The sequence below is a fragment of the Cupriavidus sp. DL-D2 genome (assembly GCF_039710735.1).
Classification (GTDB): Bacteria; Pseudomonadota; Gammaproteobacteria; order Burkholderiales; family Burkholderiaceae; genus Cupriavidus.
Genome location: NZ_JBDKXK010000062.1, coordinates 1 through 12,871 on the forward strand (window position 1 = coordinate 1; position 12,871 = coordinate 12,871).

The 12,871-nt window shown below is 63.6% G+C and carries 9 protein-coding genes and 1 pseudogene; 3 read left to right on the plus strand and 7 right to left on the minus strand.

Features of this window, described 5'->3' with window-relative positions; all coding sequences use genetic code 11:
• Positions 1 to 119: 119 nt before the first annotated feature.
• Positions 120 to 491 carry a hypothetical protein gene (locus tag ABDB81_RS24795; protein ID WP_346813881.1) on the minus strand — a complete coding sequence of 124 codons (372 nt, stop codon included), beginning with the start codon at positions 489 to 491 and terminating at the stop codon, positions 120 to 122.
• Positions 492 to 594: 103 nt separating this feature from the next.
• A complete protein-coding gene (locus ABDB81_RS24800; RefSeq protein WP_346813882.1) occupies positions 595 to 1,770 on the minus strand; it encodes a lytic polysaccharide monooxygenase in 1,176 nt (391 codons plus the stop codon).
• Between the two features lie 248 nt (positions 1,771 to 2,018).
• On the opposite strand from ABDB81_RS24800, the gene ABDB81_RS24805 reads away from it, so the two are divergent.
• Positions 2,019 to 2,423, plus strand: coding sequence for a hypothetical protein (locus ABDB81_RS24805; protein ID WP_137926652.1), 405 nt, complete (start codon positions 2,019 to 2,021; stop codon positions 2,421 to 2,423).
• Positions 2,424 to 2,497: 74 nt separating this feature from the next.
• Here ABDB81_RS24805 and ABDB81_RS24810 read toward each other — a convergent pair whose 3' ends face one another.
• Both ABDB81_RS24810 and ABDB81_RS24815 read right to left on the minus strand, forming a co-directional pair.
• Entirely contained in the window at positions 2,498 to 2,968 is a 471-nt protein-coding gene (locus tag ABDB81_RS24810; protein WP_160471647.1) for a DUF1854 domain-containing protein, read from the minus strand.
• Positions 2,969 to 2,987: 19 nt separating this feature from the next.
• Positions 2,988 to 5,282 (minus strand): ABC transporter ATP-binding protein, encoded by a 2,295-nt coding sequence (locus ABDB81_RS24815; RefSeq protein WP_137926654.1) that lies wholly within the window; start codon positions 5,280 to 5,282, stop codon positions 2,988 to 2,990.
• Between the two features lie 310 nt (positions 5,283 to 5,592).
• Here ABDB81_RS24815 and cphA (ABDB81_RS24820) point away from each other — a divergent pair, with 310 nt between their 5' ends.
• The gene (gene cphA / locus ABDB81_RS24820; protein WP_160471645.1) at positions 5,593 to 8,244 is read left to right on the plus strand and encodes a cyanophycin synthetase; all 2,652 of its coding nucleotides are present in this window, start codon (positions 5,593 to 5,595) and stop codon (positions 8,242 to 8,244) included.
• Between the two features lie 32 nt (positions 8,245 to 8,276).
• The gene (gene cphA, locus ABDB81_RS24825) at positions 8,277 to 10,847 is read left to right on the plus strand and encodes a cyanophycin synthetase (RefSeq protein ID WP_346813883.1); all 2,571 of its coding nucleotides are present in this window, start codon (positions 8,277 to 8,279) and stop codon (positions 10,845 to 10,847) included.
• Positions 10,848 to 10,881: 34 nt separating this feature from the next.
• On the opposite strand, the gene ABDB81_RS24830 is transcribed toward cphA (ABDB81_RS24825), so the two are convergent.
• The 3 genes and pseudogenes from ABDB81_RS24830 to ABDB81_RS24840 all read right to left on the minus strand — a co-directional run.
• Complete coding sequence (locus tag ABDB81_RS24830) at positions 10,882 to 11,541, minus strand: amino acid ABC transporter permease (protein WP_137926657.1); 660 nt, start codon at positions 11,539 to 11,541, stop codon at positions 10,882 to 10,884.
• 100 nt (positions 11,542 to 11,641) lie between these two features.
• Complete coding sequence (locus tag ABDB81_RS24835; protein ID WP_346813884.1) at positions 11,642 to 12,448, minus strand: transporter substrate-binding domain-containing protein; 807 nt, start codon at positions 12,446 to 12,448, stop codon at positions 11,642 to 11,644.
• A 309-nt stretch (positions 12,449 to 12,757) separates the two neighbouring features.
• Positions 12,758 to 12,871 (minus strand): annotated as a pseudogene (locus ABDB81_RS24840) (amino acid ABC transporter substrate-binding protein); the annotation flags it as partial.

The following is a 12,871-nucleotide window of genomic DNA, read 5'->3' on the forward strand; positions in this document are numbered from 1 at the left end:
TTGCGGCAAATGATGCGGCGGGTTCGATTCCCGCCGGCTCCACCAGACACAAAAAAACCCAACCTTCACCGGTTGGGTTTTTCCTTTTCTGGCCACGCTTCGCGGGCGGCAGCGCCACGTCAGTGCATCACGGCACCCGTCGCCGGCAAACTATCCAGTCGTGCCTTGTAGAAGCGCTCCACGGGCAGCGTGACGCCCAGCCACGCGAACATGTGGCCGGCGTGGTCCACCGACTGGATCATGCCCGGCATCCACAACCGCTGCAGGCGCGTGGCTTCCATGCCCGAGCGCTCGGCAAAGCCGTCAACGCCGAACTCCTGGATGGCCTTGAACAGCACCAGGCCCACCAGGTACATGTCACCCGTATCGAGGGCGATTTCTGCCTGTGCGGTCCAGCGCGCTTCGCGGTTCTCTATTTTTTCTGCTTCTGCAAAGCGCTCGCTCATATCCGTTTCCGGCGTGCTGCCCAACAGGTGAAACGAAAGACTCATTGCCCGTCTCCAAATCCCGTGTCGAAATTCAATGACGGCAATTGACGCCGAAAACTGTAGCGATCGGTATAGATCGCAGCAGTTTTCAGCGCAAATACAACAGTTAGCGGACGATGCGCCACAGAGCCGGCGTGGCCGCTGGGGTCCAGCCAGCACCTGCCCAAGCCGTATGACGTTGTCGGCAAGCGTAGCGGCGACCGTTGTACGTCACCACCTGTCCGATTTCATACGATACGTTTTCGGCCCACGGCGTGCCGCCCTTCGCCCCTGCGTTGCCACTATTGCCAGTGGCACCGTTACCGGACGACGGTGCTTCCTTGTCCACCTCGAACTTGTAACCCTCATAGCCCTTGCCCAGGTAGACCCGGTTCTGCGTTGCCGAGGTCTGCGGCACGACGTTCGCCACACCGTTACGCGACTGGAGTTCGCCAATGCGGAAGACGTGCGCTTCGGCGTTGACCTTCTGCGCGAGCTGGAAGGCCCAGGCATCGGCGCCCGTGCGTCCTGCCACCACATCGACCGTGTGTTTGGCGATGTCACGGCCCGAGGCATCCATCACGCGGAAGGTCAACCTGGTGCCCGCCGCCAGATCTCCTGCTGCAACGAGCGGTCCCTGGTCTTCCCAGCCGGCGGAAGGTGCGGCGACCCCATCACCGGGAAATTTCACGTCGGCGCACGCGTAGAACGCTTCGGGGCTGTCGTTGCGCTGCCAGACGCTGTAGATGATGTGGCTGCCCTTCTTGCCAGCGGGCAGTCGCACGTTCATGCGATACCGGCCGCCCTCGTTGGTCGCGGACGAGCCGGGCACCGAGGCGAACTCTTCAAGATCGCTCCAGGCGAGCGCCTTTGACGGGTCCCAGCCGTCGCGCGTGATGTAGTACTTGAAATACTGTGTGGCATGGCGGGCCGTGGCGCGCCAGACGAACGTGTAGTCGCCTGCCGGTGTCGGTACGATCGAGGTCTGTTGCCAGTCGCCGCGCGGCAGGTCAAGGCCACGGAACAGCGAGGAGCCGCCCGAGCACAGCATGCCATCGGCTACAACCGCCTTGTGGTCACCGTTCGCACCGCCCTGCCGCACTCCGTTCCAGTCATAGAACTGCTGCGCGCCGCCCACCGCGCGGGCGGCCTTGCAGCCGCCTGACTTCGGACTCTCTGCACCTTCGCTGTAGCAGTTCAGCACGCGGCTGACCGGCAGTTCCATGGTTCCGTGAGCTATTGCCGAAGTGGGCAGCGCGGCGCCCATGGCAAGCCCCGCGAGGATGATGACTGTCTTTGACATATTGCACCTGAAGAAAAAAGGGTCGGGAGATCGAGACTGCAACCGCCATGGGGAACCCGAAAGCGGCGGGGCCGATTTCACCCGCTACAAGGTGCGAAAAAAATAGGAAACTTCCTAAAGCATCAAAGTCTTGCGATGCTTCAATTCCTGCGTGCGTACGATGCCGGCAACCTATCTGAGAACGAATCGGACGAGCGTCCGACAGCGGGCGCTACAATAGCCCGTCGATGCTCTCACGCCCTCTCCTCATGTCCGATCACCCACGCTTCACCATCAACCGGTCCATGGTCATCCTGCTGCCCGAGCAGCCATTCGTTGACTGGATCCTCGCCGTCGATCCCGAGCCCCCGCCTACGCTCTCGGTGGAAGCCGTGCGCGACGATGCCAGCGTGTTCCTGCTGCCCGAGGACGCCGCCGACACCCCTGAGAATGCGCAGCAGTGGGTCGAGCAACGCTGGCGCGCCATGTTCGAATTCATGCTCGCAGAATGGTTCGACGAATCACTGTGGCCCGCGACCCTCTCGCTGGACATGTTCCGCAAGTGGTTCTCGGTCAAGTACCACTCGATGATTTGGGACCTGTCTCCCGAGACGACACTCGATTACGAAGATTGGGAAGAGGACGACGACGATTCGTCCACGATGCTGCACTGAACCGGCATCGGCCATGCCAAAGCAAAACGGCACGCCTTGCGCGTGCCGTTTTTCCTTTCACCGCCCTCCCCGCATCAGAGGAATCGGTCCAGAATCTTCCGACTTGGCTTGTCCAGCGTGAGCTGATCGCGAATCAGGTAGTGGATGCCGTGGCTGTCCGAGATCAGCAGCGTATTGCCCGTGAGCCGGCGAATATCCTCCTCTCCGCGCAACACGAGGTCGGTCTGGCCACGGTCGGTCTTCACGGTCCACACGCTCGGCGTGGCATAGGTGGACACGCCCAGGATCTTCTCGATCTCGGGCATGAACTCCCGCCCGGCAAGTTCCGCCTCGATCAGTTCGCTAATCTGCGCAGGCAGCAGATCGAGGCGCGGAATCCAGGCCAGTTCGCGGCCGTCGGTGCTCATCAGGCCGAGGCCATCTTCCGATGCGGAAATCGGAAACGCCCGCACCGGCACCACGCCTTCATGTTGCGTACCATCGGCCATGGTCATCAGGAGCTTGCCGAGGCGATTACGGGTCAGGGTGAATTCAGGCGTCTGCATGGCCGATCCAAATGATGGGTTATTGGGCACCGATCGTCTCGGCCGTTTCGCTGCGGTCGCCAACGCTGGCATCCTCGACATCCACGTTGCGCGCCTGCGCCTGGTAGAGCTTGTAGTAGTGTCCCTCGCGCGCCAGCAGTTCGTCGTGGTTACCTACCTCGACGATCTGGCCGCGATCCATCACCACCAGGCGATCGGCCTTGCGTAGCGTCGACAAACGGTGCGCAATGGCAATCGTGGTGCGGCCCTGCACGAGGTTGTCGAGCGCCTTCTGGATTTCCTTCTCCGTGGTGGTGTCCACCGACGACGTGGCCTCGTCCATGATCAGGATGCGCGGATTGATCAGCAGCGCGCGGGCGATGGAGATACGCTGACGTTCGCCACCAGACAGGGCCTGGCCGCGCTCGCCCACCAGCGAGTCGTAGCCGTGCGGCAGGCGCAGGATGAACTCGTGGGCATGCGCCGCGCGGGCCGCGGCCACGATTTCCTCACGCGTGGCCTCGGGCTTGCCGTAGGCGATGTTGTCGGCGATCGTGCCGAAGAACAGGAACGGCTCCTGCAGCACAAGGCCGATGTTCTGGCGGAACTCCGATACGGGCAGCGAGCGGATATCGACACCATCCACACGGATCGCACCTTCGGACACATCGTAGAAACGGCAGATCAGGTTCACCAGCGTGCTCTTGCCCGAACCGCTATGGCCAACGAGACCGATCATCTCGCCCGGGCGGATCGACAGGTTCAGGTTGCGGATCACGGCGCGGTTGCCGTAGCGGAAGCCAAGATCGCGCAGCTCGATGGCGCCCTGCACGTTTTCGATATGCACCGGGCGCTGCGGCTCGGGCACGCTCGATACGTGATCGAGAATGTCGAAGATCCGCTTGGCGCCGGCCGCTGCCTTCTGCGTGACTGAGACGATGCGACTCATCGAATCAAGGCGCGTATAGAAGCGGCTGATATAGGTCAGGAATGCGACCAGCACGCCCACCGTAATGGCGTCGTGGCTCACCTGCCAGATGCCGAAGATCCACACGACCAGCAAACCCACCTCGGTCAGCATCGTCACGGTCGGCGTGAACAGCGACCACACCGCATTCACGCGATCGTTGATAGCCAGGTTGTGCCGGTTGGCTTCACGGAAACGCGTGACTTCACGCTTTTCCTGAGCGAACGCCTTCACCACGCGGATGCCCGGAATCGTATCGGCCAGCACGTTGGTGATTTCCGACCAGATGCGGTCGATCTTCTCGAAGCCATGGCGCAGACGATCGCGCACCAGGTGGATCATCCATGCGATGAACGGCAACGGCACCAGTGTCACGAGCGCGAGCCACGGATTAATGGAAATCAGGATGATCGCGGTCATCGCAATCATCAACACATCGGTGGCGAAGTCCAGCAGATGCAGCGACAGGAACACGCTGATACGGTCGCTCTCCGAGCCAATCCGCGCCATCAGGTCGCCCGTGCGCTTGCCGCCGAAGTATTCGAGCGACAACTTGAGCAAATGCTCGTACGTGGTGGTGCGCAGATCCGCACTGATGCGCTCCGAGACACGCGCCAGCAGATAGGTGCGCGCCCAGCCCAGCAGCCATGCCACCAGCGCCGCACCGAGCAGTCCGCCCAGGTACATCTTGACCAGGTCATAGTCGATGGGCACCCCGTTCTGATACGGAATCAGAACCTTGTCCATCAGCGGCATGGTCAGGTACGGCGGGATCAGCGTGGCACCCGTGCCGAGCACCAGCAGCATGAAGCCGGCCAGCAGTTCCCAGCGATACGGCCGGGCAAAGCGCCACAGGCGCAGCAGCGCCCAGGTGGAAGGCGGCGTTTCGAGTTCGCGGCTGCATTGCGGGCATTGCTCTTCGCCTGCCGGAATCGGCGCCTTGCAGGTGGGGCAGATATCTGCTTCGACAGAGACGGTGCGACCTGTCGTCAGCGCGTCAAGGCGCGTTTCGAACTGGTCGGCCAGACGCAACGCGTCGGGATTGTAACCAAGCGTATAGCGCCAGGTGGCCAGCCGCTGTGCGCCGCTGGCCAGTTCCAGCGTCCCTACCCCTGCATGGTCACCGTGCGAGAGTGACATCCCTGTTGCAATGTCCCAGCTTTGCAGCGATTTTTCTCCAGGTGTGCGAGAGATCAGACGACGATTCGTCACAATCAGCCACCCTTGGGTAAAATGCAGCCTCGCGTCCAGATCCAGTGGGAGCCCGGCCAGAACAGTTTCCCCGGGTGCCAGGCTGGCGGCCAGCTCGGCGACCCAGGGTTCCGGGGTGCCTGAGGGTTGGGGGACGGACGGGGAGGTTTGGGTCATCTGTTGGCGCTGGAAAACGAAAACAAGCTAGGAAACTGGCGGAGAAACGAGTGAAATGCGCGTCCGGATGACCCGAAAAGGATCAGATTCGGACATAAATTGAAACAATTTCAGCAGCTTGCCGACTGGCGGGCCGCAATTTTGCCCGCAAGTATACATAACGCAAACAAACGGAACTCCTGCTGCGCCGCACAACACGGCAGCGTGGTGTTTTTGGAGCCTGTGGGGTCAACCCTGAGCGTGCAGTAACGTTACTGAAAGGTTAGGCTTCCAATTCTCGGGCGCTCGCCCACTGCCTCAAAGTAGATCAATGAAAAAGAAGGACATTGAGATTTTCGATGTCATGTCGCTGCGCGGCCCGAATATGTGGACATATCGGCCAGTGCTGGAGGCGTGGGTCGACATCGGCGAACTGGAGGATTTCCCCTCCAACAAGATTCCGGGGTTCTACGAGCGGTTGTCGGCGTGGTTGCCGACGCTGATCGAGCACCGCTGCAGCCCCGGCGTGCGGGGTGGGTTCCTGATGCGCCTCAAGGAAGGAACGTGGCCGGGACACATCCTGGAACACGTCACGCTGGAACTGCAGAATCTGGCAGGCATGCCGGGTGGCTTCGGCAAGGCGCGCGAGACCCCGGTGCGAGGCGTCTACAAGGTGATCGTGCGCGCCTGGCACGAGCAGGTGACGCGCGCGGCGCTGTTCACTGCCCGGGACCTGGTCATGGCCGCCATCGAGGATCGCCCGTTCGACGTGCCCGAGGCAGTGGACAACCTGCGCCGGCTGGTGGACGAGCACTGCCTCGGCCCGAGCACCGCCTGCATCGTCGACGCGGCGGATGACCGGGACATCCCGTCGATCCGCCTGTCGGACGGCAACCTCGTGCAGCTCGGCTACGGTGCGCGTTCGCGCCGCATCTGGACGGCCGAGACTGACCGCACCAGCGCCATCGCCGAATCGATTTCGCGCGACAAGGACCTGACCAAGAGCCTGCTGGAATCCTGCGGCGTGCCGGTGCCGGAAGGCCGCATGGTCGACAGTGCCGAAGACGCCTGGGACGCTGCCGAGAGCATCGGCGTGCCGGTGGTGGTCAAGCCCTATGACGGCAACCACGGCCGTGGTGTCTTCACCAACCTGATGACGCGCGAGGAAGTGGAAACGGCCTATGCCGTGGCCATCGACGAAGGCAATGGCGTCATCGTCGAACGCTTCATTCCGGGCAACGAGCACCGCCTGCTGATCGTGGGCGGCCGCATGGTGGCCTGCGCGATGGGCGAGACCGCCTCGGTCGTCGGTGACGGCAAGCAGAGCATCGACGAACTGATCGAATCGCAAATCAACGCCGATCCGCGTCGCGGCAGCACCGAAGACCATCCGCTGAACCGCGTGCGCCTGGATTCCGCGGCACGTCTGGAACTCAAGCGCCAGGGCTACGCCGATGGCAGCGCCGTGCCGGCCGAGGGCCGTACCGTGCTGATCCAGCGCAACGGCAACGTGGCGTTCGACGTCACGGATCGCGTGCATCCGAGCGTGGCGGCCCATGCCGCGCTGGCTGCGCGCGTGGTGGGACTCGACATCGCCGGCGTGGACCTGGTGGCCGAGGATATCTCGCGACCGCTGGCCGAACAGCGCGGCGCCGTCGTCGAGGTCAACGCCGGTCCGGGCCTGCTGATGCACATCAAGCCCGCCGATGGCGAACCGCGCCCCGTTGGCCGCGCGATCGTCGATCACCTGTTCCCGAACCGCAATGGTGTCGAGGACGATGGCCGCATCCCCGTGGTGGGGATTGCGGGCACCAACGGCAAGACCGTGGTCGCCAAGCTCGTCGCACGATTGCTGCAACTCTCCGGCAAACATACGGGTCTGGCCTGCAGCGACGGCCTGTTCCTGGACCGCCGCCGCGTGGAAAGCGGTGACCGTGGCGAGAAGGCCAGTTGGGATGCCGGTCACCGCATCCTGATGAACCGCGCAGTGGAAGCCGCCGTGTTCGAAAACGACAGCGGCATGATCCTGTCGCAGGGCCTGCCCTACGACCGCTGCCAGGTGGGCGTGATCACGAACTTCGGCCAGCCCGATCACCTCGGCGACTACTACGTCGAGGACGAAGACCGCATGTATAACGTGCTGCGCACGCAGGTGGACGTGGTGCTGCAGACCGGCGCGGCCGTGCTCAATGGCGCCGATCCGCGTCTGGTCGAAATGGCCGAGCTGTGCGATGGCGACGTGATCTTCTTCGGCCTGTCCGCCGATGTGCCGGCCATCGCCGCGCATCGCGCTGCGGGCAAGCGCACGGTGTTCGTACGCGAAGGCAAGGTGGTGCTGGCCACGGGCAACAACGAAACCGCGCTGACCGATGTCTCGGCGATTCCGCTGACGTACGCGGGCCGTGTCGCGTTCCAGATCGAAAACGTGCTGGCCGCCGTGGCCACGGGCTGGGCGCTGGGCATCTCCAATGACCTGATCCGCGCGGGCGTGGTCACGTTCGATGTGGGCCAGGTGGACGTGCCGGGCCGCTTCACGATGTTCGAGCGCAATGGCGCCACCGTCATCGTCGACGATCCGCACAATGCGCCGGCCTTGACGGCACTGGCTGCCGCGCTGGACCGCTTTCCGTCCGAGCGGCGCCTGCTGGTGTTCGGCGCAGGCGTGCAACGCCGCGACGAGGACATCGTGGCGCAGGGCAAGGTCATCGGCAAGACGTTCGACCGGGTGTTCCTGTGCGAAGACCTGAGCGTACGCCGCGACCTGCCCGAGACCGAGGCGCGCGCCCTGCTCAAGAAGGGCCTGTATGAAGGACGCCGCGTGACCAAGATCATCGACGAAGGCAAGCGTAGCGTGGCTGTGGAAGCTGCGCTGTCGCAACTGGTGGCCGGGGACCTGCTGGTGCTCCAGTGCGACGAGGCATCGGTCGAGAGCACGGTCGAGCAGGTACATCAGTGGATGGGCCGCAGCGGACGCCGCGCGTGAATCCGGCCGGAAGAACAACGGATAAATAGTCTATGGAAGTTTCTCGCATCCGGGCCCTGCGTGGCCCGAATCTCTGGTGCCGACACACCGCCATCGAAGCCATCGTGGCGTGTTCCGACCAATCCCATCTGCTGGCCGAACTGCCCGGCTTCGAAGAGCGTCTGCGCGCGCGCTTCCCGGGCATCGGCCCGATGCGTCCCGACGAGGAAGCTGGCTCGCCCTCGATGGCGCATGCGCTCGAAGCCGCTGCGCTGGGCCTGCAGGCTGCGGCCGGCTGCCCGGTTACCTTCAGCCACGCGGCGCCTACGCTGGAACCGGGCACCTATCAGGTGGTGGTGCAGTACAGCGAAGAGGAAGTGGGCCGCCTGGCGTTCGAACTGGCCGAGAAACTTTGCCTGGCCGCACGCGACGACCAGCCGTTCGATCTCGACGATGCGCTGCATCGCCTGCGCGAACTGGACGAGGACGTGCGACTGGGCCCGAGCACGGGTTCGATCGTCTACGCAGCGGTTGCGCGCGGCATTCCGTATCGCCGCCTGACGCAGGGCTCGATGGTGCAGTTTGGCTGGGGCAGCAAGCAACGCCGCATTCAGGCCGCCGAGACTGACATGACGAGCGCGGTCTCCGAATCGATCGCGCAGGACAAGGAACTGACCAAGGCGCTGCTGCACGCAGCTGGCGTACCGGTGCCCTTGGGCCGCTCCGTACGCAGTGCCGATGAAGCCTGGGCGGCCGCGCAGGAAATCAACGGTCCGGTCGTGGTGAAGCCGCGCGACGGCAACCAGGGCAAGGGCGTGGCCGTGCGCATCCGCACGCGCGAGGAAGTCATGACGGCCTATGAAGTGGCGGCCGATATTTCTTCCGATGTGCTGGTGGAACGATACATCCCCGGTCACGACTTCCGTTTGCTGGTAGTGGGCAAGCACCTCGTGGCCGCGGCGCGCCGCGATCCGCCCCAGGTGATTGGCGATGGCAAACATACGGTGCGTGAACTCGTGGACGAAGTGAACCGCGACCCCCGCCGTGGCGAAGGCCATGCCACCTCGCTCACGAAGATCCGCTTCGACGACATCGCACTGGCCACGCTGGCCAAGCAGGGCCTGACCGCCGATGCCGTGCCAGCCAAGGGCACGCGCGTGGTCTTGCGCAATAACGCCAACCTGTCCACGGGTGGCAGCGCCACCGACGTGACCGACGACGTCCATCCGGACATCGCCGCGCGTGCCGTGGCCGCAGCCCAGATGGTCGGGCTCGACATCTGCGGCGTGGACGCTGTCTGCGAGACGATGCTCAAGCCATTCGAGGAACAGGCGGGCGGCATCGTCGAAGTCAACGCCGCGCCGGGGCTGCGCATGCATTTGCAGCCGTCGTACGGCAAGGGCCGCGCGGTGGGCGAAGCCATCATCTCGACGATGTTCACCGATGGCGACGATGGCCGGATTCCCGTGGTGGCCGTATCGGGCACCAATGGCAAGACCACGACCGTCCGCCTGATCACGCACCTGCTGGCCTCCAGCGGCCTGCGCATGGGCATGACCGGCACCGACGGCGTCTACATCCGTGGCGAGCGCATCGACACTGGCGACTGCAGCGGACCGCGCAGTGCGCGCAACGTGCTGCTGCATCCCGACGTGGATGCCGCCGTGTTCGAAACCGCGCGTGGCGGGTTGCTGCGCGAGGGCCTGGCCTTCGATCGCTGCGACGTGGCCGTGGTGACCAACGTGGGCGAAGGCGACCACCTGGGGCTGTCGTACATCAGCACCGTGGAAGACCTGGCCGTGCTCAAGAGCGTAATCGTGCAAAACGTGGCGCCGCATGGCATGGCCGTGCTGAATGCCGCAGACCCGATGGTCGTGCGCATGGCCGATGCCTGCCCGGGCACCGTCACCTTCTTCGCGCACGATGCCGGCCTGCCGACGATGGCATTGCATCGCGCGCAGGGCAAGCGCGTGGTGTTCGTCGAAGGCGACGAGATCGTGGCTACCGAAGGCGAGACCGTGGCGCGCTTTGCGCTCGCGGATATCCCGCTCACGCGCAATGGCTCGATCGGCTTCCAGGTGGAAAACGCGATGTCGTCGATTGCTGCGGCATGGGCACTTGGCATCGACTGGAACGTGATCCGTCGCGGGCTGGCGACGTTTGTCAGCGATTCCGCCACGGCACCGGGCCGCTTCAACGTGTTCGACTACAAGGGCGCGACGCTGATTGCCGACTACGGTCACAACCCGGACGCGATCCAGGCGTTGTGCAACGCCGTGCAATCGATGCCGTCGAAGCAGCGCGTGGTGGTCATCAGCGGGGCGGGGGATCGTCGCGACGAGGACATCCGCAAGCAGACGCAGATCCTGGGCGGCGCATTCGACGATGTGCTGCTGTATCAGGATCAGTGCCAGCGGGGCCGCGAGGATGGCGAAGTGCTCGCCCTGTTGCAGGAGGGTCTGGTGGGTGCGCAACGTACCCGCCATATCGAGGAAATCCGTGGCGAGTTTCTTGCCATCGATACCGCGCTGGCCCGCCTGCAGCCCGGCGACCTGTGCCTGATCCTGATCGATCAGGTGGAGGAAGCACTGGACCACATCGCCAAGCGCGTGGCGGGGCAGTAAGACGGTAACCCTCTCCCGAGCGGGAGGGGGTGTCTCAGTGGCGCGTCGGCAGCGAAAGCCGGCGCTCCATCACATGCTGCAGCGCCGACAGTGCGGTGCTCAGAATCCAGTAGATGACGGCGGCCGCCAGATAGAGCGGCAAGGGCTGATAGGTCGCGGCGATGATTTCCTGCGACGTGCGCAGCAGTTCCGTCACCGTGATCACCGAAACCAGCGACGTATCCTTGATCAGGCTGATCAGACTGTTCGAGAGACTCGGCACCGCCAGCCGCAATGCCTGCGGACCTACCACAAAGCCCAGCGTCTGAAGCGGTGTCATGCCCAGGCTGTACGCCGCCAGCCATTGGCCACGCGCCACGCCCAGAATCGCCCCGCGCATGCTTTCCGAGAGATACGCCCCCACATTGAGGCTCAGCGTCAGCACGCCAGCGGGCGTAGGCTCCAGCGAAATGCCGATGCCCGGCAAGCCGTAATACACCACGAAGATCTGCACCAGCAGCGGCGTGCCGCGCATGATGCTGACGTAGATGCGTGCGGGAATCGTGAAGATCCGCAACTGGCTGATGCCCATCAGCGCCACCACCACGCCGACGATCAGCCCGAAGAACATCGACAGCACGGCGAACTTCAGCGTGAGCAGCGTGCCCTGCAACAGTACGGGCAGGGAATCAATGACGAGCTGGAGGGCAGGCATGGCGGAGGCTGGAAGCAGTCGTAAACCGGAATGCCGCGATCATACGTGAAGCCGGGGCCGGCCCGCTGCCAGCCCCTTGTTCGAACACACTATTGCTTTCTTACTTGAGCGGCTTCGTCACGTCCGACGCAAACCACTTGTTCGACAGCTTGGTCAGCGTGCCATCCTTCCGCAGATCGTCGAGTGCCTTGTCGATGGCAGCGGCGAACTTGGGATTGTCCTTGCGGAACGGGATGGCGACCTCGGTGTTGGCACCCGGCAGCACTGCGCCCGGACGCAGCGGCAAGTTGGCCTGCTTGATCAGGTAGTTGACCATCAACCGGTCATTGAGCGCCGCATCCACGCGTTGCGAAGCCAGGTCGCGCAGGTACTCGGGCGCACCGGGATACGTCTTCACGTCGATGCCCGGCACCGACTTGGCCAATTCGTTGTAGTTGCTGCCCAGGCTCACGCCGAGCTTGTGGCCCTTGAGCGCGTCGAGCGAGGCGAACTCGCGCTTGTCGTCCTTGCGCTGGATGAGCTGGGCGGCGGAGTACACATACGGCGTGGAGAAATCGAGCGCCTGCTTGCGTTGCGGCGTGACGGAGACCTGATTGACGATGATGTCGAACTTGCCCGCCTGCAGGCCGGCGATGATCGCACTCCATTCGGTCGTCACGAATTCCGGTTTGACGCCAAGCTTGGCGGCCACGGCACGCGCCACGTCGACATCGAAGCCGTCGAGCTCGTTGTTGGCACCACGATATCCGAACGGGGGGTAGGTCCCTTCCAGACCCACCTTGAGGACACCGGCCTGCTTCACGGTGTCCAGCAGGTCGGCAGCCTGCGCTGCCGTCGCGGAAACGCCGCCCGCCACCAGTGCGGTAGCCAGCAGCGTCTTGAACCAACCCGATCGAATCGTTCGCATATGTTCTCCAGTAAGGATGCGGTTCTTTTGCCGAGCCCCTCCTCTCTTAGAGGAAGGCCGGCGGCCCTATGAGCCTATAACGGCCTCAAAGGTACCGCAAACACTATCGAAAGCGAAATAATGATTCGATATGGCTATATAACTGGGCTTTACTTACTCCCCTCTCCCGCGTGCGGGAGAGGGGCTGGGGGAGAGGGGCCAGCGGTGCAATCAACAACATGCCGCAATTTGAACCACATGCCCTCTCCCCCACCCCTCTCCCACTGACATGGGAGAGGGGAGCGCATAACGACGGGTAGCGCCCGTGTCTTACTGAAACGCCTTGTCGTTCGGCGCGGCAAACAGCTGCTTCATTTCCGGCGACAGCGCGTAGTTCATGTTGATGTTGCGCGGCGGGATCGGTTGCAGGAACCACTTGGTGTA